The sequence below is a fragment of the Microbacterium schleiferi genome (genome assembly GCF_038150145.1).
GTDB lineage: Bacteria > Actinomycetota > Actinomycetes > Actinomycetales > Microbacteriaceae > Microbacterium > Microbacterium schleiferi_B.
Window position 1 is genome coordinate 57,326 of sequence record NZ_JBBWSA010000009.1, and the last position, 25,684, is coordinate 83,009.

The following is a 25,684-nucleotide window of genomic DNA, read 5'->3' on the forward strand; positions in this document are numbered from 1 at the left end:
AGCCTCAGACCGTCGCCGGAACGCGCAGCGACTCGACGACCGCTGCTGCCAGCTGGCGGGCAGCTTCCCGGGTCGCGGGGTGGATCTCGTGGAAGCCGATCGCCGCACCCGAGGCGATGTGGGAGTCGTACGGCATCCGAATGACCGAGCGGACGCGCGTGCGGAAGTGAGCCTCGACCTCGTCTGCGCGAACCAACGGTGAGCCAGGACGCGTCGTGTTGAGAACGACGACGGCGTTTCGAACCCGATCGCCGTATCCGTTGGTCTCGAGCCACGTCAAGGTCTCGGATGCCAGGCGTGCTTCGTCGATGCTGAGGCCTGCGACCACGACCAGTGAGTCGGCACGTTCCAGGGTTGCCGACATCACGGAGTGCACGATGCCGGTTCCCGTGTCGGTGAGGACCACCGAGTAGTAGTGCGCCGCGACCTCGGCAGCGGCGCGGTAGTCATCATCGCCGAAGGCCTCGGAGACACGCGGGTCGGCATCCGAGGCGAGCACATCAAGTCGCGTCTCGTCGCGGGCGACGATCGTCGAGAGGTCGTTGTAGCCGACGACCTCGTCTTTGATCCGCACGAGATCGCGGATCGTCTTGCCGCTGGTGCGGGCGATCCGCTCGGCGAGCGTGCCACGGTCGGGGTTCGCGTCGACAGCGACGACGCGGTCATCGCGGGCGTCGGCCAGCGCCATCCCGAGCAGCGTCGTGACGGTGGTCTTGCCGACACCGCCCTTGCGGCTGAGAACCGGCACGAAGCGTGCTCCCCCGGGAAGCGGCGCCGCAATGCGCCGGCTCAGCTCCTTGCGCTCACGCGCCTTCTTGCTGTCGCCGAGGTTGATCAGAGTGCCGGATGCCCGGTACAGCGCACTTTGCCAGAAACCCTCGGGCTCCACCTTCGCGACGTGATGCGGATCGAGCAGGCGGTCGGCGGTGAGCACGTCGGCACCCTCCCGGCTGACCTCGAGCTCACCCAGTCGCTTCGAGGCGAGCGTCACATCGAAGGCCACCGGTGAGGGCTCGACGGCACGGACCGGCTGCGCCACGGGAACAGCGACGCGCTCGGCGGGCGCTGTGGGCTCGTCTTCGCGGTCTGCCACGGCATCCTCCCGGGCCTCTTCCACGGCATCCTCGATGTCAGCGTCGTGGGTATCGGTGTCGTTTGCATGCGTGTCGTATGCGTGCGTGTCGTTTGCGTGCGTGTCGTAGACGTGGGTCGCGTGCTCTGCGTCCACCGGGGTCTCGTCGACGTCATCGATGATCTCGGCTTCTGCCGTGTCGGTGTGCAGGGGCATGCCGTAGTCGGCCGCGATGTGCGCCGGACCGGAAGTTTCGTCGAAGTCCTCGTCGATCGAGTCGTCGTCATCGGCGGGCACCGGAAGGGTCACGTCGACCTGCGCCGTCGACCCGCCGAGGAAGATCCCAGAGGTGTCCACGCGCTCCTCGTCGAGGATGCCGTGCTCTTCGGTCTCGGCTCGTTCCGGGTCCGATCGATCTGCCACGTGCTCTCCCTGCCGTCGTTGTGGCGCGATGCGCCGCCCCTCAGGCTATCCGGCGGGTCGCACGACGAGCAAAAGATCTCCGGCGTCGACCTGCTGCGGGGACCCGATCACGAGCCGTTCGACGACACCGTCGACCGGCGACGTGATGGCGGCTTCCATCTTCATCGCCTCGATCGAGGCAACCGGCTGACCCGCGGAAACCCGATCGCCTTCGGCGGTCTTCAGTGTGACGACGCCCGCGAACGGTGCAGCCACCTGGCCGGGCTTCGAGGTGTCGGCCTTCTCGGCCTGGCGCACCTCGACAGAGATGCTGCGGTCTCTCACGAAGACGGGGCGCAGCTGACCGTTGAGCGTAGTCATGACGGTCCGCATGCCCTTCTCATCGGCCTCGCCGATCGCTTCGAGCCCGACGAACAGCTGTACACCGCGCTCGATCTCGACGACGTGTTCGGCGCCGTGTTCGAGTCCATAGAGATAGTCGACGGTGTCGAGCACGCTGACATCGCCGAACGTGTCCCGGACACGCTCGAACTCTTTGGTCGGCGCCGGGAACAGCAGCCGGTTGAGGGTCGCGCGACGCTCGACGGACGACCCGGCGAGCTTCTCGGCATCCTCTGCCTGCAACGGTGCCGAGCCGACGTGATGCTCGCGCCCCTGCAGGACCTTCGAGCGGAAGGGTTCGGGCCAGCCACCGGGCAGATCGCCGAGTTCGCCGGCCATGAAGCCGACTACCGAGTCCGGGATGTCGTAGCGCTCGGGGTTTGCCGCGAAGTCGGCGGGGTCGGCCTTCACCGCAGCCAGGTGCAGCGCCAGGTCTCCCACGACCTTCGAGGACGGGGTGACCTTGGGGACGCGCCCGAGGATGTCGTTGGCCGCCGCATACAGGTCCTCGATGAGCTCGAAGTCCTCGGCAAGTCCCAGGGCGATCGCCTGCTGGCGAAGGTTCGACAGCTGGCCGCCCGGGATCTCATGCCGGTAGACCCGGCCGGTGGGGCCGGGAAGACCGGACTCGAAGGGGCGGTACAGGTGACGCACCGCCTCCCAGTACGGTTCCAGGTCGGATGCCGCCTCCAGGTCGATTCCGGTGTCCCGGTCGGTGTTGGCAAGGGCCGCCACGAGCGCGGAGAGCGAGGGCTGGCTCGTGGTGCCGGCCATCGGTGCGGCAGCGACATCGACGGCGTCGGCACCGGCCGCGGATGCCGCCAGCAGCGTCGCCAGCTGCCCACCGGCGGTGTCGTGGGTGTGGACGTGCACGGGCAGGTCGAAGCGGTCGCGCAGCGCCGCGACGAGCCGGGATGCCGCCGCGGGCCGCAACAGCCCTGCCATGTCTTTGATCGCGAGGATGTGCGCGCCGGAGGCGACGATCTGATCGGCAAGCCGCAGGTAGTAGTCGAGGGTGTAGAGGTCCTCGCCGGGGCTGAGCAGGTCGCCGGTGTAGCACATGGCGACCTCCGCGACGGCGGTGCCGGTGGCCAGCACGCTGTCGATCGCGGGACGCATCTGGGAGACGTCGTTGAGCGCGTCGAAGATGCGGAAGATGTCGACGCCACTGGCTGCGGCCTCGGCGACGAACGCGTCGGTGACCTCCGTCGGGTACGGCGTGTATCCCACCGTGTTGCGCCCGCGCAGCAGCATCTGGATCGCGACGTTCGGCAGGGCCTCCCGAAGGCGGTCCAGCCGCTCCCACGGGTCTTCACCGAGGAAGCGCAGCGCCACGTCGTAGGTGGCCCCGCCCCACGCCTCGACCGAGAGCAGCTCGGGCGTGAGCCGAGCGACGTAGGGCGCTACAGCGACCAGATCCTTCGTGCGCACGCGCGTGGCAAGCAACGACTGGTGCGCGTCGCGGAAGGTCGTCTCGGTGACGGCGAGCGGAGTCTGTTCACGGAGCGCGCGGGCGAATCCTGCCGGGCCAAGCTGGAGCAGACGCTGGCGCGAGCCCGCGGGCGGCTCCTGGGTCAGATCGGCGGCGGGAAGCTTGAGAGCGGGGGTGACCGTCAGCGGGTTGTCGCCGTTGGGGCGGTTGACGGTGACGTCGACCAACCAGTTCAGCATCTTCGAGCCGCGGTCCTTGGACTCCCGCCCGCGCAGCAGCTCGGGCCGCTCGTCGATGAACGCCGTCGACAGGTCGCCGACGAGGAAAGCCGGGTCTTCGAGCACAGCCTGCAGGAATGGGATGTTGGTCGAGACCCCGCGGATGCGGAACTCGGCAAGCGCACGCCTGGCCCGCAGCACGGCGGCGCCGAAGTCGCGCCCGCGGCAGGTGAGTTTTGCGAGCATCGAGTCGAAGTGCGGGCTGATCTGGGATCCTGCCGCGGTCGTGCCCCCATCGAGCCGGATGCCGGCACCGCCCGGCGACCGGTAGGTCGTGATCTTGCCGGTGTCGGGACGGAACCCCTGAGTGGGATCTTCGGTCGTGATGCGGCACTGCAGTGCGGCACCTCGAAGTCGGATGTTCTCCTGCTGAAGTCCCAGCTCCTCGAGGCTCGCACCCGCGGCGATCAGCATCTGCGACTGGACGAGGTCGACATCCGTGACCTCTTCGGTGACGGTGTGCTCGACCTGGATGCGGGGGTTCATCTCGATGAACACGACCTCGCCGGTGCGGGGGCCCGCGGTTTCGAGGAGGAATTCGACGGTGCCCGCGTTCTCGTAGCCGATCGACTCGGCAAATGCCACGGCGTAGCGGTGCAGGTCATCGCGAACCGTCGGGTCGAGGTTCGGCGCCGGCGCGATCTCGATCACCTTCTGGTGGCGACGCTGCACCGAGCAGTCACGCTCGAACAGGTGAACGGTGTGGCCGGCGCTGTCGGCGAGGATCTGCACCTCGACGTGCCGCGGGCGCTGCACTGCCTGCTCGAGGAACACTCGCGGGTCACCGAACGCGCTGCCCGCCTCGCGCATCGCCTCGGCAAGAGCCGGCGGCAGCTCATCCGCGGTCTCGACCCGGCGCATGCCGCGCCCGCCACCGCCGGCGACCGCCTTGACGAAGATGGGGAAGCCGATCTCGGCAGACTGCGCCACGAGCGCGTCGACATCGTCCGAAGCATCCGTCGACCGCAGCACCGGCACCCCGGCACCCACGGCGTGCTGCTTGGCCGTGACCTTGTTGCCAGCCATCTCGAGGACCGCGGCGGGGGGCCCGATGAAGGTGATGCCGGCTGCTGCAGCTTTCTCGGCCAGTTCCGGGTTCTCGGAGAGGAAGCCGTAGCCCGGGTAGATGGCGTCGGCGCCGCTCTCTCGGGCGACGCGGATGATCTCGTCGACATCCAGGTAGGCGCGCACCGGATGCCCCGGCTCGCCGATCTGGTAGGCCTCGTCGGCCTTCAGCCGGTGCAACGAGTAGCGATCCTCGTAGGGATAGACAGCCACGGTGCGGGCCCCGAGTTCGAAGGCCGCTCGGAAGGCTCGGATCGCAATCTCGCCGCGGTTTGCTACCAGGATCTTGCGGAACATCACACCTCGCTGTTGGTGACGGGGCCTGCCTGAGTGTGCACCCAGCCTAGGGGACGGTAACGTAGAGCCTCGTGCACGTACTGTCGGTGAGCTCGCTCAAGGGTGGTGTCGGCAAGACCACTGTCACGCTGGGGCTTGCCTCCGCCGCCTTCGCCCGCGGTGTCCGCACCCTCGTGGTGGATCTCGACCCGCAGTCAGATGTCTCCACAGGCATGGACATCCAGGTAGCCGGCAAGCTCAACGTCGCCGACGTTCTCGCCAACCCCAAAGAGAAGGTCGTCCGTCAGGCGATCACCGCCAGCGGCTGGGCGAAAGTCCACCCCGGCACGATCGACGTCATGATCGGGTCGCCCTCGGCGATCAACTTCGACGGCCCGCATCCGAGTGTGCGCGACGTGTGGAAGCTCGAGGAAGCACTCGCGACCATCGAGGCCGACTACGACCTCGTCCTCATCGACTGCGCACCCTCCCTGAACGCGCTCACGCGCACCGCGTGGGCGGCAAGCGACCGCGTGATCGTCATCACCGAACCGGGTCTGTTCTCCGTTGCCGCAGCCGACCGGGCGCTGCGTGCGATCGAAGAGATCCGCCGCGGTCTCTCCCCCCGTCTTCAGCCGCTGGGCATCGTGGTGAACCGGGTACGCCCGCAGTCGATCGAGCATCAGTTCCGCATCAAGGAACTGCGCGAGATGTTCGGCCCGCTCGTGCTTTCGCCCCAGCTTCCCGAACGGACCTCGCTGCAGCAGGCTCAGGGCGCGGCAAAGCCCCTCCATATCTGGCCGGGCGACTCGGCGCAGGAGTTGGCTGCCGATTTCGACGCGATCCTGGATCGCGTCATGCGCACCGGGCGGATTCCCTCCCCCGACGCCGCCGCCTCCTGATCACGCGACAGCCCCACGCTCGCGCGAATCCGCGTTTTTCGGCCTCTGCTCTCAGCGAGACTGCGGCGTGCCCGCGAGAGCGCGTCCGAACCGCGCAGTCTCGCGGGCACGCTGCAGTTTCGCGAATGGCAGAGCGGATACAGCGGCTGAGGCGTCGAGAAGGCGCCCCGAGGGCGGCTGGGATCGTTGCTCAGGCTGAGCGTGCGGCGCGCCGTGCGGCGAGCTCGTCGACGGCATCCGGTGCCTGCGGGTCGAACTCGACGAGCGTCGACTCGACCTCACGCCAGACCTTGCCGACGGCAATGCCGAACACACCCTGACCGCGGCTGACAAGGTCGATGACCTCATCGTTCGAGGTGCACAGATACACCGAAGCGCCATCGCTCATGAGCGTGGTTCCGGCAAGATCACGGATGCCGGCGGCGCGCAGCTGCTCGACGGCGGTTCGGATCTGTTGCAGCGAGATGCCGGTGTCGAGGAGGCGCTTGACGAGCTTGAGCACGAGGATGTCGCGGAAGCCGTAGAGACGCTGCGACCCGGAACCGGATGCACCGCGCACTGTCGGTTCGACGAGTTCGGTGCGAGCCCAGTAGTCCAGCTGCCGGTACGTGATGCCCGCAGCTCGTGCAGCGACAGCTCCCCGGTAGCCCACTTCGTCGTCGAGGGCGGGAAGGCCGTCGGTGAACAAGAGGTCTGCCGTCAGGCTGGGCGTCGATTCCGCCTCGCGTGCCGTCATGGCAACCTCCCCAGTTCGATCGGACATGTCAACGCTAGATCAGCCGAGAGGCTCGGGCAACGACATCGGGCCGTTGCGTCTCGGCGTGTCGCACTATGAGAGGAATCGCTCGAGGGCTGAGCGCAGGAAAATCGAGCGTACTTCCTCCAGGCGACGCGCGAGTTCTGGCGCGAGTTCCTCGGCTCTGCCCCGCGATGTCGCATCGGTTCGGCGCGCGAGGGGCGCAACCGCAGATTCGACGAGGGCTGCGTCACGCTCGGCGCTCTGGCGAAGCGTACGGATGTGACGCGGCTCGATGCCATGACGATCGAGGGCCACCAGGCACCGAAGCAGAGCCACCGTCTGCTCGGTGTAGTGCTCCGCGGCGGTGATGATGCCGGTGCTGATCGCGTCATTGAGGAGTTGTGGCGCTGCCCCGGCGGCAGAGAGCAACTCGTCGCGCCGGTAACGCCGCGGCGCAGCAACGATTGAGGTCGGCGGCGCCGGGATGGGGGTGACCGGGTCACGACCGGCATCCACATCATCGAGGTACCCCCGGATGACGTGCAGTGGCAGATAGTGATCACGCTGCAGCGTGAGCGCGAGCCGCAGCCGCTCGACATCCGCTGGCGCGAACTTGCGGTACCCCGACTCGGTCCGGGTCGGGGTGACGATTCCCTGCACCTCAAGGAAACGCAGCTTGCTCGAGCTCAGCCCGGGAAACTCGGGAGAAAGGCGCGCGAGGACTTGACCGATGCTCAGAAGCCCCGGGGACGAGGCGCGATCGCGGGCGGGAACACCCGCCATCACTGATCCGCCGGGGGCTGGAGGTCGGCCGGAGAGACGAAGAAGTTCAACCGGAACTTGCCCACGCGCGCTTCCGAGCCGTTCGTCAAGACAGCACGATCCACGCGCTCGCCGTTGACGTACGTGCCGTTGAGCGAGCGCTGATCGACCAGCTCAAAGGTCGTACCGGAGCGGGTGATCTCGGCGTGACGTCGCGAGACCGTTACGTCATCGAAGAAGATATCCGCCTCGGGGTGGCGGCCGATCGTCGTCACGTCGGCATCCAGCAGGTAGCGGGCACCGGCGGTGGGGCCCGATCGGACGATCATGAGCGCCGACCCCGAGGGGAGCGCGTCGATAGCCTCGAGCTCGATCTCGGTCAGTTCACTGCCGAACGGCACGAAAGACAGGTCGGAATCGTGTCCGAATGAAGCCGTCGTATCCGTCCCTCGACCACCCGGAACCGCGGCTCCGGGGTCTCCGGAGGCACGACGGATCTCGTCGGGTTCAGCGGGCGCATTGTGTTCCACGGGTGCCTCCTCAGGCTCCCCAGGATAGTCGGATTTGGTGGGCGGATGTCGAGTGGATCGCCCTCACTCTCACCCGCCGACGGCGGCGCCATCGGGGTGGTTCCGAGGGATAGGCTGGGATCATGCCTCACTACGACGTCGTCATCCTTGGTGCCGGCCCCGGCGGCTATGTCGCGGCCGTTCGCAGCGCTCAGCTGGGCCTGTCCACAGCGGTCATCGAAGAGAAGTACTGGGGTGGGGTGTGCCTGAACGTGGGATGCATCCCTTCGAAGGCGCTGCTACGCAACGCCGACCTCGCCCACACGTTCCACGCGAAGGCCGATCTGTTCGGCATTTCCGGCGACGTGCACTTCGACTTCGGTGTCGCCTGGGACCGCAGCCGTGAGGTGGCGTCAGGCCACGTCAAGGGCATCCACTACCTGATGAAGAAGAACAAGATCACGGAGTACGACGGCCGTGGCTCGTTCATTGACGACCACACGATCGAGGTCAAGACCTCAGAGGGCGGCACCGAGACCGTCACCTTCGACAACGCGATCATCGCTACCGGTTCCACGGTGCGCCTGCTCCCGGGCGTGAGCCTGAGCGAGAACGTCGTGACTTACGAAGAGCAGATCCTGACTCGTGAGCTACCGACCTCGATCGTGATCGTCGGGGCTGGCGCCATCGGCATGGAGTTCGCGTACGTGCTGTCGAACTACGGCGTCAAGGTGACGATCATCGAGTTCCTCGACCGCGCACTTCCCAACGAGGATGTCGAGGTCTCGAAGGAGATCGCGCGCCAGTACAAGAAGTACGGCATCGAGATCCTCACCTCGACCAAGGTCGAGAGCGTCACCGACCACGGTGACCGGGTCACCGTCGCCTACACCGGCAACAACGACGGCGCACAGGGCTCGATCGACGCCGACAAGGTACTCATGTCGATCGGATTCGCACCGCGGGTCGAGGGCTTCGGGCTCGAGAAGACCGGCGTGAAGCTCACCGAGCGCGGCGCGATCGACATCGACGACTACATGCGCACCAGCGTGCCGCACATCTATGCGATCGGTGACGTGACTGCCAAGCTGCAGCTGGCTCACGTCGCTGAGGCCCAGGGCGTTGTCGCCGCCGAGACGATCGGCAAGGCCGAGACCATGCCGCTCGGTGACTACCGCATGATGCCGCGCGCCACCTTCTGCTCGCCGCAGGTCGCGAGCTTCGGCCTCACCGAAGCGCAGGCGCGGGATGCCGGCTACGACGTGAAGGTCGCGAAGTTCCCCTTCAGCGCCAACGGCAAGGCGAACGGCCTGGGCGAAGCTGTCGGCTTCGTGAAGGTCATCGCCGACGGCGAGCACCTCGAGCTGCTCGGCGCCCACTTGATCGGCCCGGATGTCTCGGAACTTCTGCCCGAGCTCACCTTGGCTCAGAAGTGGGACCTCACCGCTCTCGAGGCGGCGCGGAACGTCCACACGCACCCGACGCTGTCGGAGGCCGTGCAGGAGGCCTTCCACGGCCTTGCCGGCCACATGATCAACATCTGACCCGCGGGTCAGGCCTCACACGCCCAGGGCGCGTGCGAGCTTCGAGTCACTCGAGGCCTCGCGCGCGCCCTCGGCGTATGCGGCGACGGTGACCGCGTCGAAGAACGCGGCACGGGCATCCGCATCCTCGGGAGCTGCCGGCCCGAGTTCGATCTCCCACTCGCGCCACGCCTGCTCCATCCCCCGCTGCTCGTCGCGCGTGCGCACGCGGTCATCGACCATCTCGGCGAGGATGCCGCCCTCGGCATCCCGGAGCGCGTACGCGGTGCGCGTGTTGCGGATGCGGGCGATCACGACCAGCGGGTCCGTCGTCAGATCCCCGATATGCGCGGCGATCTCGGGCGGGACGCCGGTCACGGATGCCGTGTCGCCACCGATGTCGAGCGGCCAGCCGGTCTCCATCCGGCCGGAGCCCTGGCGGGGCCCTTTCAGATGCCAGCCCGCATCGGGCCCACCCTCTCGGCGCCGAAGCGCGTAGCCGGCTCTGCCGAGGACGTACTCTGCGGTGTCGTAGTAGACGGCGTCGAGTTCACGCACTTCCGGCTCGGCGACAGTGACGACCAGTGGAACCTGGGTCCAATCGGGGACCTCGGTTTCTGGGTCCACGTCGAAGGTGATTTCAACCTCGAGGGACTGCGAGGGCTCCATCGATGGCGTGGTCGGCTCAGTCGTCAGACGGGGCGATCTCGTCGGTGGACTCGACGAAGTAGAACTCACCCTCGGTCGGTCCGTCGTGATCGCCCGTGTGCTCGAGGGCACCACGTCGTTCGTAGATGACCTGGCCCTCGCCGTAGGGAACGATCATCGTGTCTGCATCCGGGGCTTCCAGGGGCAGGACTTGCCCGTCGAGCGGGCCTCCGTGGAGTCGTGCAATGGCCATCCCCCGAGCATAAGCCCCGATCTCGTCCCCTTCGGCGATCGCGGCGGCGCGTGCTTCAAGGAGCTCGGCTGTCGCATCGCGCGCGGATGCCTGTGCCCGGCGCAGTCGGCGCTGGGCGAAGGTCATCGGAGGGGCCGAGGAGACCACACCGTGCGCCTCCTCGGAGGCGACCACGATGTAGGTGCAGGAGATGAGGATGACCTGCGCCGAGAAGTTGATCCACAGCAGCAACGCGATGAGGGTGGCGAAAGTACCGAGGAGCGGGTTGGCCTGGGCGCCCCGCACGAACAGTCCCGACAACTGTTGCAGCACCGTCAAGCCCACTGCGCCGAGGAGCGCGCCGCCCCACAGGGCCCGCGCGGGAGGACGGATCCCGCCGAGCACCAGGAAGATCGCCGCGATGAGCGCGGCATCCAGCACGAATACCGTGACGATACCGACCGTGCGGGTCAGCACCTCCGCGATCACGGTGTCGCCGTCGATGCCTATCCAGTCCAGGGCGAGAGAGACGCCGGCGGTTCCGAAGTAGGTGATGGCGGCGGTCGCGACGATCGCTATCGCGACTCCGACGGCCATCGCGAAGTTACGGAGGATCACCCACAGGAAGAACCCGTCGTCCATGACGGTGCCACCGATCAGGTGGAGCGCTGAGCGAAGCGTTCCGACGGCACCGATGGCAGCGAACAGAAGTCCGATGACCGCAGCGATCGCCGCGATCGACAGACCCGACTGGAACTGATCAAGGCCCGATCGCAGGTCTTCTTCCCGGATGACCGCGTTCTCGCCCCCGATCAGCCCGGGAATCACGGAGTTCACGGCACTGACGAGCGCGTTCCACGCTTCGGGGTTGCCCGCGAGCCAGAGTGCTGCGGCCGAGAACCCGAGCAGGACCGCCGCAAAGACCGAGAACAGCGCACGGTAGGTGACGCTGTCGGCAAGGACCGGTCCGCGCTTCTCGGTGTAGAGCAGCAACGCGCGAACGATGCGCAGCGAGAGCGCCCATCTGATCACGACGGCAACGAAGGTCTTCAGGGCGGCCGGCATGGTTCCAGGCTAACCGGGAAGCTCTGCGGGGGGCCGAGACGCTCAGGGCCTTGACACGGTCAGCACGATCGCGACCCATGCGCCGGCCAGCATCCATGGACCGAACGGGATCGCGCTCCGGCGGTCGGCGCGGCGAACGAGCAGCATCCCGGCGGCGAAGACACCGCCGAGCACGAATCCGGCCAGTGTCCCCACGAGCACGCTCCCCCATCCCAGCCACCCGAGGTGCAGTCCGATGACCGCTGCGAGCTTGACGTCGCCGCCGCCGACACCGCCGGCCGACAGCATCCGCAGCACGAGGTACGCGACGAAAAGAACCAGCGCCGCCAGCAGAGCCCGGATCAGCGCATCCATTCGACTGCCGGTCAGTGCTGCCGCAACCAGGAGCACGACACCCGTGACGCCGACCGTCGCGACGAGGCGGTTGGGAAGACGGTGAGTGCGGATGTCGATGATTGCGAGGATCGCTCCGATGACCGCGAACGTGACGAAGGCTACGACCGTGAGGGCGGTCGAGATCGTCGGCATGGCGACTGAGCCTAGGTGACGGCGACCCCTCGGTCCTCGCCATCCTGGCCTTCCTGTGGATAGCTGTCGTGCCGGCGCCGCCAGGGAGCACCCGCGGGCCAGCTGGCGGCGAAGGTCGGAACGACCCGCCCGACCCTGCGCGCGAGACCTCGGACCGAGGTCAGGGGGCGTGCCGAGACCGGCATTGTGAGCGACCGATCCCAGCGCACCCCGTCGCTCTCGCGCAGGTGGATGGTGAGGTCGAGGTCGTCGTGGATGCGGGGGTTCTCGCGGTGCACCACCGTGCGGGCCCGCTCCCAGATGGCAGCACGCATCGCGAAGTTCGACCCGAACACCAGCGGGATGCCGAGCCACAGGTTCACCCAGACCCTCCCCCCACCGATGTACCAGTGCTCGCCGAGATAGCTGATGACTCTGCCGGCGCCGTAGAACTCGGCGCCGCCGGTGAGCACCCCGAGCGCGGCGTCGCTGTTGAAGGCTGACTCAATGCGCGCCAGCCAATCCGGATGGGGCCGGGAATCGGCATCCAGTCTTGCAATGATGTCGCTGGTGGGTAGCGCAGCGTCGTATCCGCGTGCGGCGGCGGGCCAGATCCCCACGAGCGGCTCGTCGATCAGCTCGACACCGGCCTCGCGCGCGACTGCCGCCGACTCGTCGGTGCTGCCGTTGTCGACCACGATGATGCGGTCAGCGGGACGCTCTTGCTTCTGCAGGGCGAGCAGGCATTTGCGCAGGAACTCGGCGTCGTTGCGACACGGGATGACGACCGAGATGCGCAGCGCCGATGTCACCCCCTCACCCTATCGGCGCGGTTCGCGGATGCCGGGAGCGCCGCATCCGGGAACCGCCCGTGGCACGTGCGGGCTTACCGTGGAGCCACGGACGAGGGAGTCGGATGAAAACACACGAGGTCGCGAACCAGGCGCCCGCACGCACGGGGCTGGATGAGTACGAGGCGAACATCGCCCTGCGCGAGGGCGTCGAGACCTACAGCGGGCCAGGTGCCGCGGCGCGGCTGCACCACATCGGGCATCGCGTCGGCTCTTCCGCCTTCCAACGCGATGCGGTGCGCGCCAACCGGGTCGAGCCGGTGCTGCAGACGCACGACCGCTATGGCCGCCAGCTCGATGAGGTCGAGTACGACCCGGCCTACCACCGCATCATCGGCGCGGCATTGGCCGACGGCGCCCACACCGGGGCGTTCCGAGAGCCCGGGCCCGGGGCATCCGTCGTGCGCGCCGCCGCGTTCATGCTCTATGCGCAGGTAGAACCCGGCCACGCGTGTCCCGTCTCGATGACCCACGCGGCGGTTCCGGTGATCGCCCAGCACGACGAGCTCGCCCGGGAGTGTACTGGTAGCGCCGATTGTTGCTGAGTTGCGTATTCAGCGGCTTCCGACTCTTCTCCCAATGAATGGTGGGGCACTGATCACCAATGATTGATCAGCGCTTGCTGTATAGTTCAGTACATGCTGACTATTGCTTCGCGCCTCGACGTCATGAACCGGCTCGGCCGGGCCATGGCGGACCCGACGCGCTCCCGGATCTTGATGACGCTGCTGAACGCCCCGAGCTATCCGGCCGTGCTCTCGCGCGAGCTGGAGCTGACCCGCTCGAACGTCTCGAACCACCTGACGTGCCTGCGTGACTGCGGGATCGTGGTCGCCGAGCCTGAGGGTCGCCAGACGCGCTACGAGATCGCTGACCCGCATCTTGCGGCTGCGCTGGTCGCGCTCGTGGATGTGACGCTGGCGGTCGATGAGCACGCGCCGTGTGTGGACTCGTCGTGCACGGTGCCGGGCTGCTGCGGTACAGGGGCGGACGCGTGAGCGCGGCGTGTAGCTGCGAGCACGAGCCTGCCACTGCGGCGGAGGATGAGACCGAAGAGGTGGAGCGGCCCTGGTGGAGGGACCGTGGGATCATGGTGCCGGTCCTCTCCGGTGTCGCGTTCCTGGCTGGTCTGATCCTTGAATGGTCCGGGCTCGAGATCCCGGCGCTCGTACTGTTCTGGATCGGCCTGCTGCTGGGCGCGTCGACGTTCACTCCTGGCGCGATTCGGAAGCTGTTCAAGGGCAAGCTCGGGATCGGGCTGCTGATGACGATCAGCGCGATCGGCGCGGTCATCCTCGGCTATGTGGAGGAGGCCGCCGCTCTGGCGTTCTTGTACTCGATTGCTGAGGCGCTTGAGGACAAGGCGATGGACCGTGCCCGTGGCGGCCTGCGGGCGCTGCTGAAGCTCGTGCCGGAGACGGCGACCGTGCTGCAGAGCGGCGTCTCTGCGCAGGTGCCGGCGAGGGAGTTGACGGTCGGCCAGGTCATGGTGGTCCGCCCGGGCGAACGGATCGCAACCGACGGGATCGTCCGCTCTGGCCGCTCAAGCCTGGACACCTCGGCGATCACCGGGGAGTCGATCCCCGTCGAGGTCGAGCCCGGGGACGCGGTGTCGGCCGGCGCGATTAACAGCTCCGGCGTGCTGGAGGTCGAGGCGACCGCGGCCGGTACCGATAACTCGCTTACGACGATCGTGGAGTTGGTCGAGAAAGCGCAGACGGAGAAGGGCGAGCGTGCGCGTCTCGCGGACCGGATCGCCCGCCCGCTCGTACCCGGTGTGCTGATTCTCGCAGCGCTCGTCGCGATCATTGGGTCACTGCTGGGCGACCCGGAGGTATGGATCACTCGTGCGCTCGTCGTGCTGGTAGCGGCCTCTCCGTGCGCGCTGGCGATCTCGGTGCCGTTGACGGTCGTTGCCGCGATCGGCGCGGCGAGCAAGTTCGGCGTGATCATCAAGTCCGGCGCGGTCTTCGAGCGCTTCGGCACGGTCCGGCACGTCTCGGTCGACAAGACCGGCACCCTGACCCGTAACGAGCCCGCGGTCACCGCGGTCCTCACTGCGAACGGCATTGCCGAGGAGCAGGCGCTGGCTTGGGCGGCGGCTCTGGAGCAGCACAGCACGCATCCCCTTGCGGCGGCGATCACCGCTGCAGCCCCGGGTGTTCCCGTGGCCGCGGATGTGACCGAGCAGGCCGGGCACGGCATCGACGGCACCGTCGATGGCGCTCGTATCACGGTCGGCAGCCCCCGCTGGCTCGACGCCGGCGAGCTCGGCGACCGGGTTGCAGGGCTTGAGGAGCAGGGCATGACTGTCGTGATCGTGCACCGCGACGAGGCACCGGTCGCGGCGATCGGCGTCCGCGACGAGCTGCGTCCGGAAGTCCCCGAGGTGGTCCGCACGCTTGCGGATCAGGGCGTCGGCATGACGATGCTCACCGGGGACAACGCCCGCACCGCTCGTGCGCTGGCTGCGCAGGCCGGGATCGCTGATGTGCGCGCGGAGCTGCGCCCTGAGGACAAGGCGACCGCGATCGGCGAGTTGTCGAAGGCGGGATCGGTCGCGATGATCGGTGACGGCATCAACGACGCCCCGGCCCTGGCGTCCGCGGACATCGGCATCGCGATGGGAGCGACCGGCTCCGATGCGGCGATCGAGTCTGCGGACGTGGCCTTCACGGGTCATGATCTGCGGCTCATCCCGCGGGCGTTCGATCACGCGCGGCGGGGCCGGCGGATCATCAACCAGAACATCATCCTGTCCCTGCTGATCATCACCGCACTGCTCCCGCTCGCGCTCTTCGGGGTCCTGGGGCTCGCGGCTGTCGTCCTGGTCCACGAGGTCGCGGAGGTCATCGTGATCCTCAACGGCCTGCGCGCCGCACGCACCCGCACACCACGAATGGAAAGCTGATGCTCGCAACCATCGGGTCGGCGATCGGCCTGTTCGCGGCGACCAACATCGACGACATCGTCGTGCTCACCGTGCTGTTCCTCGCCTCCAGCCGGGGAAAGCCGCGACCGTGGCAGATCGTCGCAGGCCAGTACCTCGGGTTCATCACACTCGTCGTGATCAGCGTGATCGCCGCGCTCGGTCTCACGATCGTCCCGGACGAATGGGTCGGCTTCCTGGGTCTGATCCCGCTCGGCATCGGCATCTGGACGCTCATTCGCGGCCTGCGCCGTAACGGCGACGACGATGATGACGACTCCAAGATCACCGCGGTCGGACTATGGGGGGTCGCCGGGATCACGATCGCCAACGGGGCCGACAACATCTCCCTCTACACGCCGATCTTCCGCACCAGCTCGCCCGGCGACGTCGCGGTCATGATCGTCGTGTTCCTGATCCTCGTCGCCGTCTGGTGCGCTGCCGGGCGACTGATCGGCACCCACAAGGCCGTCACCGAAACGCTCGAACGTGTCGAGCACTGGCTCGTCCCCGTCGTGTTCATCGGCCTGGGCCTGTTCATCCTCATTGAATCCGGCGTTATCGTCCGTCTCTTCGAGGCCCTCGTATGACCCCGGACACGAATACCGACGTTGAGTCGGCATCGGCGTCGGGAGAGCGTCCGCAGAGAGGACGCTGGCGGCTCACTGCCTGGGCGCTTCTGATCGCCGTGGTCGTCGTCGTGATCGATCAGGGAACGAAAGTGTGGGCCGAGGCCACCCTGTCGGAGCACGAGCGCATCCCGCTGATCGGCGACCTGTTGGGCCTGCAGCTCGCGTACAACCCCGGCGCGGCGTTCTCCTTCGGGGAGAGCTTCACCTGGGTGTTCGCTCTCATCGCCGTCGCGGCCACGGCCACCGCGATCGTGTTCGCGTTCCGGGTCCGACGCCCCGGGTGGGCGATCGTGATCGGTGCGCTCGGCGGGGCCGCTGCTTCGCACGCCGGCGACCGGCTTTTCCGCCAACCAGGATTCGCCCGGGGGCACGTCGTCGACTTCCTCGCCTACGGCAACTGGTTCATCGGGAACCTCGCCGACATCGTGATCGTCACCGCTACGATTGCCGGAGCGCTCCTGATGCTCCGCGGCACCGAGAACTGAGAGGGCCAACCATGGAGATCACCCTGCAGTACTTCGACGGCTGCCCGAACTGGGAAGTACTCGACCGCCGGCTTGCTGAGCTGCTCGACGGTCGATCAGATATCCGCGTCACACGACAGTTGGTCGAGACCGCCGAGGACGCCGAGCGCCTCGGATTCCACGGGTCACCGACCGTCCTCGTCGACGGCGTCGATCCCTTCGCCGACGAGCACACGCCGGTCGGGCTCGCCTGCCGGGTGTTCCGTACCCCTGCCGGGCTGGGAGGCTCTCCGACCGTCGAGCAACTGCGCGAAGCGATTTCCGGCCCGGCTCTGACGGGTGATGCTTGATCAGGGGTGGGTGGAGCGGAGAGCCGGGTAGTCGGACCACTCGCCACCGGCGAGACGCGACCATGAGGCAGCGGATGCCGCCGTGATGCCGAGGAGATCCGAGACGATCCGGGGATGCAGTTGCCGGGTGAGCTCGATGAGCGCTGTCGTGCGGGCGCTCCCGGCAAGCAGGCCTTCGGCGCGAAGGCGACGGCTGAGCGGCCCCGGGGTGAGGTGACGGCCCGGGTTCCGGCCGGGGAACAACCACCCTTCAGGATGGCCTTTTGTGGCATCGACGAGCTCGACGATGGCGTCGCCGAGGATCGCGGGGACCTCGATCGGCTCGGCCCCGACGGTGAGCGTCACGGGCCGCGAGCTCGTGTCGACCTGTGCCCGGGTGATCGTGACGATGCGGGTCAGCTGGATCCCGTAGAGCAGCACGAGGAGACCCGCGGCCCGGGTCTTCGGGTCCATGTCGGCATCGGACAGGAACCTGCGGGCCATCTGCCATCGGTGATCAGAGGCGTAGTCTCGCCCCTCGAGGCGATGGGCTCGAAACTCGACCCGAAGGGTGCTCAGCCGGTGTTTTCGCAGCCAGCGAGTGAACGGTGCCAGCGCGTCGCGTTGGCTAGGCGAATCGGTCAGATACGCGTCGAGTAGGCGCTGCGGGAACGTCGCCAGTGTCTCCTGCTGCGCCCGGATCTCCCCGAGGAACGCGGCGCAGTACTTCAGTGCAGCCCTCTGCCTCTGGAAGCCGGAAGCAGGGCTGGACGCGCTGCGCAGTGTCCGAGTGGATCGGAGGAGCTCCCAGGTGCAGTAGCGGCGCAGGATCAGCCGGTCCTCGGGATGGTCGATGCCACCGAGCCAGTCGTTGAGCCAGTGGTCGAAGCGCGTGCCCTCGACGTCGAGCTCCGGCAGCACGCCGGAACGGACCAGCAGTGAGAGGAGGAACGCGACCGACTGTCCCGACCGGGCTCGGGTGATGATCGCCTCGGCGGTGAGCGGCAGGGTCCCGTCCGCGAGCTCGCGGAGCACCATCGCGCACTTGCTCTTGTGCAGCCAGCGTTCGAGCGACGCCGCTTTGCCATGGTGCGTGAGCAGATAGTCAGCAAGCGGGTGGAGATCCTCACGGATCTCTCCCGCATCGTCGGCGAGCAGCTGTTGGATCGCGACGGGCCGGCGGCACTCGACGCAGAGGTGATGTTTGCGGATTTCCTCGATCGAGCCGCATCCAGGGCAGGCCATCGTGATCGGAGTGCCCGCGCAGTCGGCGCAGACCTTCTGGCCATTCATGAACCCGGTGAGGAACACTCTGCGCGCGCACTCGGGACAAGGTTGGGGTCTGCGCATCGCGTAGTAGCAGCGCGCGCATACTCGTCGTCCGTCGAGGTGCGAGGCGACGCGGCCAGGTTCTCCGCAAAGACCACAGGTCTTGATCGGTGCGGTGTAGCAGGCCAGGCAGACGAGTTCCGGGCGACGGACGATGATGGTCGCGTGCTGACCGCACCGCGAGCAGTCGCCGAACGATCGAGGGTCGGCTCGCCAACAGTCACGGCAGAAACGCTGTCCGTCGATGGTGCGCTGCACGGGCCGGACCCGGCCACAGGACGCGCAGGAGACGGACCGGGCCTTCCGCTCGCATCGGGAGCAGTGCCGACCACCGCCCGGCGTCTTGTGGGGCATTCTCACCGCGCGTCCGCAGGACTCACACGTCGGCAACACCACCCGGCTCGCCCCTTCTTTGACCAGCGCATGGGCCAGATTCTGAACGGTCGCTGGCACGTTCGCATGCTGCCCCTCCAGGACTCCGGGCTGCTTGATCAGCGCGAGCTCAAGAAGCCGCTGCGTGAGGGGTACTGGCGCGACCGTATGCACGATCTCAGTGAGTCGCTCGGGAGAGATCTCGGGAACGAGAGGGCGGACGAGAGCGACGACTTCAGCGACTCGCGGCAGCTGCGGAGGCTTGGCCACCGCGGCTACTTCGTACGCGGCCGACGGATCGCCGCGCGAACAGGACGGAGATCACCGATCGCCCCCCGTGTCGCCTCCTCACCCACCGCCACCGGGGTCGAGGCCTCCCGGCGAGTGATCGTCACGAGATCGTCGAGCGAGCACTCCAGCGCATCGCACAACGCCGCCAACACGTCGAGACGCACCCGCTGGGGCGGCTGAGTCACCAGCCGATACACCTGCTCCCGGGACAGGTCGATGCCGCGCTCTTCGAGTAGGGGTTTCAGCTTGGAGGTCTGGAAGATCCCGCGCGACGCCATCACGCTGCGCAGATTCCAGCCGGTGTCGAGCTCAACGGTCATCAGCTTCTCCTTCGATGAGGGCCTTCAGCGCTTCGGCGAGCACACGGTTCTTGTAGTCCGAGCTGACGGAGGCGTAGATCGAGGTCGTCGAGGCATGCATATGCCCGACCTGCTCTTGGACGAATCGATCGGCGTACCCGAACTCCAGAAGGTGCGTGACATAGGAGTGCCGGAGGCTGTGCAACGTCAGGTCCTTCGACAGGCCGGCTTCATCACGCAACTCTGCGAACCTCCGATCGAGATACCCAGCAGACAGACGCGTGCGGCGCTCGGTCACCCAGAGCGCGTCGAGGTCGTCTCCGGGCGCGAAACGGGCCCGGGCCTGCTCGAGCCATTGCTGCATGCCGGGGACCCACCAGTCGAATTCCGGCACCAGCAGCACCGTGCGACGTCGTGGCGCGCCACCGCCCGCCGCCTTCGCCCATCGCACGTGGACCGCGCCGTAGCGGCCCCACTGGCGCATCTTCGCGTTGTGGTGCAAATCGACGGTATCGAGCATCACCGCCTCAGTGCGGCGCAGACCGAACGCGTAGACCGTCTTCAGCAACTGGGCATCCCGCAACGCGCCGAGCGCACCCTTTCGCCCGGAACTCACGAGCAGCTCGACGCGGGCGTCGGCCGTATCGAACAGGCGCTCGATCTCGTCGTACGTGAACGGGCGACGCTTCCCATCGCCTTCGAACTCGAACCGGTGCGCCACCGTGTTCCACGGCAGGCACACCTGCGAAGGGACCTCCCCAAACTCGCGATCGCAGATCTCCATCCAGTCGTACAACGGGTTCGTGAGGTAGTCACAGAACCCACGGATAGACCCATGGTTGGCGCGCATCGTCGACAACGTCCGAGTGCGACCGCCAGACTGAGCAGTGAACTCATCCACATCCGCGACAGTCCACCTCCAAGGCGGTTTGTCCACGAAATCACGGAACCGTGTCACCGTCGCCGTCCGGTTCCGGATCGTCTGCTCACGGAGCCCGCGCGACAGCTGCTGGTTCCGCCAACCATCGATCATCGCACTGAAAACCTGCGCTTCCGGGTTCGCCAGTGCGACGTTCGATGCTGACGTGATCAGCCGAAGCGCCGCTGGAGAAGCCTCAAAATCTTGCATTAGATGCAACAAAGTATGGGACAGTGCATCACTGTGTCAACCCAGATCTCCGCATCCGCGAGATCACGCTGTTATGGTCGGAACACTTCGACACCGAAGGAGCCGAATAGGTATCGATTGCAAGCACGGACAGTTGCATTCACTGCAACATGCGAGGGTTGATGCCGCGGCTGCTGAACACCGCGTACGAACCCGAGCTCGTGCCGGGAAAACGCAGTGCCCTGTTCGGGATGGCGATGACCGAGAAGCAGGGCGGTTCAGACGTGCGCGCGGGAACGACTGCCGCCAGGCCGATCGGCGGTGACGAGTACGAACTCACCGGGCACAAGTGGTTCTGTTCCGCGCCGATGTCTGACGCCTTCCTCGTGCTCGCGCGGGCGCCCGGAGGCCTGTCGTGCTTCCTTCTCCCCCGGCTGCTGCCCGACGGCTCGCACAACGAGATCCGCATCCGTCGCCTGAAAGACAAGGTGGGCAACCGCGCCGACGCCTCGAGCGAGGTCGAGTACGAGGGCGCCCGCGCACACCTGGTCGGCGAGGAAGGCCGCGGCGTGCGCACGATCATCGAGATGGTGACGCGCACGCGACTGGACTCGGTGCTGGGGTCGACTGCCGGGATGCGGCAGGCAACCGCCGAAGCCGCCTGGCACGTTCGACACCGCGCCGCGTTCGGAGCACGCCTGATCGACCAGCCGCTCATGACGCAGGTGATCGCGGATCTGCAGCTCGAAACCGAGGCTGCCACCGCGACCTCCCTACGGCTGGCCCGTGCCTACGACGAGGACGCGACGGCCGAGGAGGTGGCCTTCCGCCGCCTGGCCACCGCGGTGGCGAAGTACTGGATCTGCAAGCGGGGTCCCGGGCACGCCTATGAGGCGATGGAGTGCCTGGGCGGCAACGGGTACACCGAGGCGTTCCCCCTCGGGATGCGGTATCGCGAACAGCCCGTCATGGCGATCTGGGAGGGGTCGGGCAACGTCATCGCGCTGGATGTGCTGCGAGCGCTCTCGCGCGACCCGCAGAGCTTCGAGGCCTTTGACGCCGAGCTCGCGCGGTCAGCGGGGGCGGACAGGCGCCTGGACACGCATGTGCGAAGAACCCGCGAACTCATCGGCGAGCTCAGTCGCGACGACGCCCGCGACGCCCGCGCCCGAGAGCTGGTCACGGCGCTCGCACTCGCTGTGCAGGGATCGCTGCTGGTGCGCGCAGCGCCCCCGTCGGTAGCCGACGCCTTCATCGGATCACGGTTGGGCGGCGATGGTCACCTCTACGGCGTCCTGCCGCTGGGCACGGATGCGGCATCCATCGCGGCTCGCGCCTGAGGTGGGCTGACCCCGTTTGGTAGGTCCGGTGGTTGTGTGAGTCGTCCTGTTGCCCGGGGGTCCGGGCAGTGAGACTGGTCAGATCATGACGAACAGCAGGAAGCGTCACACCCCGGAGCAGGTCGTCCGCAAGCTCGGACAGGCCGACAGGATGCTCGCCGACGGCAGTGACATCGCGGCAGTGTGTCGCGAGCTCGGGGTGTCCGAGCAGACGTACTACCGGTGGCGCAACCAGTACGGCGGGCTGAAGGCCGACGACGCGAAACGCCTCAAGGAGCTCGAGAAGCAGAACGCCACCTTGAAGCGGCTGCTGGCCGAAGCGGAGTTGGAGAAGGCCGCGCTCAAGGAGTTGGCTGAGGGAAACTTCTAGGCCCGGACAGACGCCGCGCCGCCGTCGCTCACCTGATCAGGACACTGCAGGTGAGCGAGCGGATGGCGTGCCGTCTGGCCGGGCTGAGCAGGTCCGCGTACCGTCGCCCGCTCAAGGGCGACACGGCCGCCGACCCGGATAGGGCGTTGCGGGACTGGTTGCGTGCGTACGCAAAAAAGCACCCGCGGTGGGGATACCGCAGGGCGTACCACGACGCTCGCGGCGAGGGCTGGGCCGTGAACCACAAGAAGATCCAGCGGCTCTGGCGCGAGGAAGGCCTCCGCGTCCCTGGGCGACGTCGCCGCAAACGCGTCGGTTCCTCGACCATCGATGCCCCGGCAGCGGTCGCGCCGAATCTCGTGTGGGCGGTGGACTTCCAGTTCGATGCCGATGAGCAGGGCCGTGCGATCAAGATCTGCTCCATCGTCGACGAGCACACCCGTGAATGCATCGGCGGGCTTGTCGAGCGGTCGATCACCGCGGACCGGCTCACCGCGCACCTCGAGGACCTCGTCGCCGTCCGCGGCGCTCCCGCGGTGCTCAGATCCGACAACGGCCCGGAGTTCATCAGCGACGCGATGGCCGACTGGGCCGGCACCCGCACCGGCCTGTTCTACATTCCGCCCGGCTCGCCCTGGCACAACGGGTACGTCGAGTCGTTCAACAGCCGTCTCCGCGACGAATGCCTGAACATCAACAGCTTCTACTCGCTCCTGCACGCCCAGGTCGTGATCGGCGACTGGAAGACCGAGTACAACCACGACCGCCGGCACTCATCGCTCGGATACCTCGCACCCGTCGACTACGCTCGGCAATGCACCCATCAAATCGAAACCGACGACTCGCACAGCGACCGGACCGAATGAAGGGGGCGGCCCAGCCTCCCCCGGCATCTCGGGGGAACGTTCACAGTGTTCTCACGCGAAGGGACGCTGCTGCACGACGCGGAGAAGAGGTGCCAGGCCGCCCCGCAACACCGCGCGGGTCCCAGGATCACCGAGAGGCTGCCGCCGAATTCGATGGCCGGGCCGAGTGATTCGACCCATGAGGGCGCCGGTCCCGGACTCCCCCGTTACTTTCTTCGTAGCCGTTCGGTGAGCATGCTGGGCGGTGACAGTCTGCCGGGCTCGGCATGATTGGTCCCCCCTGTCGCACGCATGATCCGGGGGGTGTTGTCACCGAGCCTGGTTGGCGGTGGGTGATCGCTGATAGGGGCCAGGCCCGGGCACGCTCGAGGTCGTTCGTAACGTGGATGCCGAGACGCACCGTCGCAGCTGTCATTCACAACGGACGGAGGAGCAGGTGGTCAACCAGATCGACAACTACGACCAGGTCGACGTGTTCGTCGGCCTCGACGTCGGCAAAGGCGAGCACCACGCGGTCGCTCTCGACCGCGGCGGGAAGAAGCTTTACGACCGGGCGCTCCCCAACGACGAGCAACGTCTCCGCACGGTGCTGGCCGATCTTCAAAAGCACGGCGTCGTCTTGTTGATCGTGGATCAAACCGCCACAATCGGCGCGTTGCCTGTCGCGGTTGCACAAGCAGCCGGCGCGCTGGTCGGCTATCTACCGGGGCTCGCGATGCGACGTATCGCTGACCTGCACCCGGGCGAGGCCAAGACCGACGCGAGAGACGCGGCGATCATCGCAGAGACCGCACGTTCCATGCCGCACACGCTTCGCTCGATCCAGGCGACGGATGAACAGGTTGCCGAGCTCACGATGCTCTGCGGATTCGACGACGACCTCGCCGCCCAGATCACCCAAGTCGGCAACCGCGTCCGCGGACTCCTGACCCAGATCCACCCCGCACTGGAACGCGTGGTCGGGCCACGGCTCGATCACCCCGCCATTCTCGATCTCCTGCAACACTGGCCGTCGCCGCACGATTTGCGCTCGGCCGGGGAGAAGCGGATCGCGGCGCGGATGCTGAAACTCGCGCCCCGCAAGGGTCGGGAATGGGCGCGTGAGATCGTCGTTGCGCTGGGCGAGCAGACCGTCGTCGTCACTGGCACGAACGCGGCCGCGCTCGTGGTCCCACGGCTCGCCGCGCAGCTCACGACCCTGCGGAAGCAGCGTGACGAGATCGCGACGGAGGTCGAGAAGCTGGTTGATGCGCACCCTCTTCAGCCCGTCCTGACGAGCATGCCGGGAGTCGGCGTCAGGACCGCAGCCAGACTCCTCACCGAAGTCGCCGGCAAACACTTCCCCACCCCGGGTCACCTCGCCGCTTACGCCGGCCTCGCACCCGTCACCCGCAGATCCGGATCGTCGATCCGCGGCGAGTACTCATCACGACGCGGGAACAAGATCCTCAAGAACGCGCTGTTCCTCTCCGCGTTCGCCGCACTCCGCGATCCCGAATCCCGCGCCTACTACGACCGCAAGATCAGCCAAGGCAAACGTCACAACCAGGCGCTGCTTGCCCTCGCCCGGCGCCGCTCCGACGTCATGTTCGCGATGCTGCGCGACGGCACCCTCTACCAGCTGCCAGCCGATCGACTGGCAGCTCCGATCGAAAGCCGCCGTCCGAGCGCCGCATAGACTTCGAATATGAGATGGCGAGGGTTACGCGGCACTGCCGCTGTCGTGAGCCTTGCTTTCATGTTGGTGGCATGCACAGCGGCACCTCCACCAGACATCGACGCTCAAACACCAGAGCCCAGCCAAAGTGAAACCTCTGCACCAAGCCCCACCCCGGCGATCACACCAGACGTTCAACCCGTCGATGATTCCGGCCCCTGCGCCTCCGCCGTACCCGCCTACCCGGTCGCAGACAAGACGGAAGTCGAACAGCTCGGCGGCGCGACCCTCGCCGTCCCGTTCGACCGCGGTTCCATGCCCCATGCCGCCGGCGAGGCGATTGTCAATGACCAGGGTGTTCCCGTCGCATACAAGGTCGCCCCGAATGACGTGATCTCTACAGTTGGCGCTCGGTTCTGCGTCGGCGAGCAATGGCTTTACTGGGTCAACTACGTCCGACGCGACGGCGACGCCCTCTTCGCCGGCGACACGCTCAACCTGGATGCCCACACCATCCTCAGCGTCGGCGATCAGAACGGCGTCGTTCACAACAACGCACTACCCGAAGATTTCGTCATCCCCCCACAACGGTGAGCTCGGCCGTCAGTCGGCTTCCAGGGTGACCACCGACTGCGCCCCGGTCTCGGTGTCGTACGTCGTGACTGTCCACGCCGGCCGACCGTCCTCCATGACCCGTTCCAACTCGATCAGGCGCGGACCCGGGTAAACCTCTGTCGCCTGTCTGATCGACCCCGGCCTCACCTTCCGTAGCCGCGATGCCGAGGCCTGGTCCACGTTCTGCGGGCCGTCCGGGCGTGGACGGGCACGCCCGGCGCCGGCACAGAGCGTCCGAAGTGCCACGGGGCGGGCCGGCAGACATGATCCGGGCGGGACGCGGCCCCCCACCGGGGGTGACCCTGCCGGGCCGCCGGGTCCGGACCCGGTCACGCGGCTCTCGGGACGGGCTGGGCGCGTACCTGCCGCTCTCAGCGCCCGCGACAGGGAGTTCCGCGAGTAGGCGACGGAGGTCGGG

24 protein-coding genes are annotated in these 25,684 nt (G+C 67.3%); 12 read left to right on the top strand and 12 right to left on the bottom strand.

Going from position 1 to position 25,684, the window contains the following annotated elements:
- Positions 1-4: 4 nt before the first annotated feature.
- Entirely contained in the window at positions 5-1,495 is a 1,491-nt protein-coding gene (locus AADH62_RS11360) for a MinD/ParA family ATP-binding protein (RefSeq protein WP_228178573.1), read from the bottom strand.
- A gap of 45 nt (positions 1,496-1,540) precedes the next feature.
- Positions 1,541-4,948: a pyruvate carboxylase gene (locus AADH62_RS11365; protein ID WP_341579572.1), complete on the bottom strand. Its 3,408-nt coding sequence runs from the start codon at positions 4,946-4,948 to the stop codon at positions 1,541-1,543.
- Positions 4,949-5,019: 71 nt separating this feature from the next.
- Here AADH62_RS11365 and AADH62_RS11370 point away from each other — a divergent pair, with 71 nt between their 5' ends.
- Entirely contained in the window at positions 5,020-5,829 is an 810-nt protein-coding gene (locus AADH62_RS11370) for a ParA family protein (RefSeq protein ID WP_228178571.1), read from the top strand.
- A 190-nt stretch (positions 5,830-6,019) separates the two neighbouring features.
- Here the strand turns inward: AADH62_RS11370 and AADH62_RS11375 are convergent, their stop codons facing one another.
- From AADH62_RS11375 to AADH62_RS11385, 3 genes are all read right to left on the bottom strand, one after another.
- Positions 6,020-6,565: a MerR family transcriptional regulator gene (locus AADH62_RS11375; RefSeq protein WP_228178570.1), complete on the bottom strand. Its 546-nt coding sequence runs from the start codon at positions 6,563-6,565 to the stop codon at positions 6,020-6,022.
- Between the two features lie 93 nt (positions 6,566-6,658).
- On the bottom strand, positions 6,659-7,351 hold the full coding sequence (locus AADH62_RS11380) for a MerR family transcriptional regulator (protein WP_341579573.1): 693 nt from the start codon (positions 7,349-7,351) through the stop codon (positions 6,659-6,661).
- On the bottom strand, positions 7,351-7,860 hold the full coding sequence (locus AADH62_RS11385) for an FHA domain-containing protein (protein ID WP_425355678.1): 510 nt from the start codon (positions 7,858-7,860) through the stop codon (positions 7,351-7,353). The genes AADH62_RS11380 and AADH62_RS11385 overlap by 1 nt, the downstream gene beginning before the upstream one ends.
- A 122-nt stretch (positions 7,861-7,982) precedes the next feature.
- Here AADH62_RS11385 and lpdA point away from each other — a divergent pair, with 122 nt between their 5' ends.
- Positions 7,983-9,383, top strand: a complete 1,401-nt coding sequence (lpdA, locus tag AADH62_RS11390; protein ID WP_341579574.1) for a dihydrolipoyl dehydrogenase — start codon at positions 7,983-7,985, stop codon at positions 9,381-9,383.
- 15 nt (positions 9,384-9,398) lie between these two features.
- On the opposite strand, the gene AADH62_RS11395 is transcribed toward lpdA, so the two are convergent.
- The 4 genes from AADH62_RS11395 to AADH62_RS11410 are packed head-to-tail and all read right to left on the bottom strand — an operon-like array spanning position 9,399 to position 12,626.
- Positions 9,399-10,031 carry a CYTH domain-containing protein gene (locus AADH62_RS11395; RefSeq protein ID WP_341579575.1) on the bottom strand — a complete coding sequence of 211 codons (633 nt, stop codon included), beginning with the start codon at positions 10,029-10,031 and terminating at the stop codon, positions 9,399-9,401.
- A gap of 16 nt (positions 10,032-10,047) precedes the next feature.
- On the bottom strand, positions 10,048-11,307 hold the full coding sequence (locus AADH62_RS11400; RefSeq protein ID WP_341579576.1) for a YihY/virulence factor BrkB family protein: 1,260 nt from the start codon (positions 11,305-11,307) through the stop codon (positions 10,048-10,050).
- A gap of 42 nt (positions 11,308-11,349) precedes the next feature.
- Positions 11,350-11,835 (bottom strand): prepilin peptidase, encoded by a 486-nt coding sequence (locus tag AADH62_RS11405; RefSeq protein ID WP_228178565.1) that lies wholly within the window; start codon positions 11,833-11,835, stop codon positions 11,350-11,352.
- 11 nt (positions 11,836-11,846) lie between these two features.
- Positions 11,847-12,626 (bottom strand): glycosyltransferase family 2 protein, encoded by a 780-nt coding sequence (locus tag AADH62_RS11410; RefSeq protein ID WP_228178564.1) that lies wholly within the window; start codon positions 12,624-12,626, stop codon positions 11,847-11,849.
- A gap of 104 nt (positions 12,627-12,730) precedes the next feature.
- On the opposite strand from AADH62_RS11410, the gene AADH62_RS11415 reads away from it, so the two are divergent.
- The 6 genes from AADH62_RS11415 to AADH62_RS11440 all read left to right on the top strand — a co-directional run bounded on the left by AADH62_RS11415 (position 12,731) and on the right by AADH62_RS11440 (position 17,040).
- Complete coding sequence (locus AADH62_RS11415) at positions 12,731-13,210, top strand: hypothetical protein (RefSeq protein ID WP_341579577.1); 480 nt, start codon at positions 12,731-12,733, stop codon at positions 13,208-13,210.
- A gap of 93 nt (positions 13,211-13,303) precedes the next feature.
- Entirely contained in the window at positions 13,304-13,663 is a 360-nt protein-coding gene (gene cmtR, locus AADH62_RS11420) for a Cd(II)/Pb(II)-sensing metalloregulatory transcriptional regulator CmtR (RefSeq protein WP_036297877.1), read from the top strand.
- Complete coding sequence (locus AADH62_RS11425) at positions 13,660-15,576, top strand: heavy metal translocating P-type ATPase (RefSeq protein WP_425355679.1); 1,917 nt, start codon at positions 13,660-13,662, stop codon at positions 15,574-15,576. Before cmtR ends, AADH62_RS11425 begins: the two co-directional genes overlap by 4 nt.
- Positions 15,576-16,184 (top strand): cadmium resistance transporter, encoded by a 609-nt coding sequence (locus tag AADH62_RS11430; protein WP_341579579.1) that lies wholly within the window; start codon positions 15,576-15,578, stop codon positions 16,182-16,184. Before AADH62_RS11425 ends, AADH62_RS11430 begins: the two co-directional genes overlap by 1 nt.
- On the top strand, positions 16,181-16,711 hold the full coding sequence (locus AADH62_RS11435) for a signal peptidase II (RefSeq protein WP_036297873.1): 531 nt from the start codon (positions 16,181-16,183) through the stop codon (positions 16,709-16,711). The genes AADH62_RS11430 and AADH62_RS11435 overlap by 4 nt, the downstream gene beginning before the upstream one ends.
- Before the next feature lie 11 nt (positions 16,712-16,722).
- A complete protein-coding gene (locus AADH62_RS11440; RefSeq protein WP_058631820.1) occupies positions 16,723-17,040 on the top strand; it encodes a hypothetical protein in 318 nt (105 codons plus the stop codon).
- On the opposite strand, the gene AADH62_RS11445 is transcribed toward AADH62_RS11440, so the two are convergent.
- The 3 genes from AADH62_RS11445 to AADH62_RS11455 form a co-directional block, all read right to left on the bottom strand.
- A complete protein-coding gene (locus AADH62_RS11445) occupies positions 17,041-18,312 on the bottom strand; it encodes a hypothetical protein (protein ID WP_341579581.1) in 1,272 nt (423 codons plus the stop codon). It lies immediately after the preceding gene.
- Positions 18,313-18,995: 683 nt separating this feature from the next.
- The gene (locus tag AADH62_RS11450; RefSeq protein WP_058631822.1) at positions 18,996-19,331 is read right to left on the bottom strand and encodes a helix-turn-helix domain-containing protein; all 336 of its coding nucleotides are present in this window, start codon (positions 19,329-19,331) and stop codon (positions 18,996-18,998) included.
- Positions 19,321-20,211 carry a tyrosine-type recombinase/integrase gene (locus AADH62_RS11455; protein ID WP_341579582.1) on the bottom strand — a complete coding sequence of 297 codons (891 nt, stop codon included), beginning with the start codon at positions 20,209-20,211 and terminating at the stop codon, positions 19,321-19,323. Before AADH62_RS11455 ends, AADH62_RS11450 begins: the two co-directional genes overlap by 11 nt.
- Positions 20,212-20,600: 389 nt before the next feature.
- On the opposite strand from AADH62_RS11455, the gene AADH62_RS11460 reads away from it, so the two are divergent.
- From AADH62_RS11460 to AADH62_RS11475, 4 genes are all read left to right on the top strand, one after another.
- Positions 20,601-21,758, top strand: a complete 1,158-nt coding sequence (locus tag AADH62_RS11460) for an acyl-CoA dehydrogenase family protein (protein WP_341579583.1) — start codon at positions 20,601-20,603, stop codon at positions 21,756-21,758.
- A gap of 85 nt (positions 21,759-21,843) precedes the next feature.
- A protein-coding gene (locus AADH62_RS11465) for an IS3 family transposase (RefSeq protein ID WP_341579584.1) occupies positions 21,844-22,994 on the top strand; the annotation gives its coding sequence in 2 pieces (ribosomal slippage) (positions 21,844-22,114 and positions 22,114-22,994; 1,152 coding nt in all).
- Positions 22,995-23,442: 448 nt separating this feature from the next.
- Positions 23,443-24,672, top strand: coding sequence for an IS110 family transposase (locus tag AADH62_RS11470; RefSeq protein WP_341579622.1), 1,230 nt, complete (start codon positions 23,443-23,445; stop codon positions 24,670-24,672).
- A 9-nt stretch (positions 24,673-24,681) separates the two neighbouring features.
- Positions 24,682-25,245: a hypothetical protein gene (locus AADH62_RS11475; RefSeq protein WP_341579585.1), complete on the top strand. Its 564-nt coding sequence runs from the start codon at positions 24,682-24,684 to the stop codon at positions 25,243-25,245.
- The last annotated feature ends 439 nt before the right edge of the window (positions 25,246-25,684 follow it).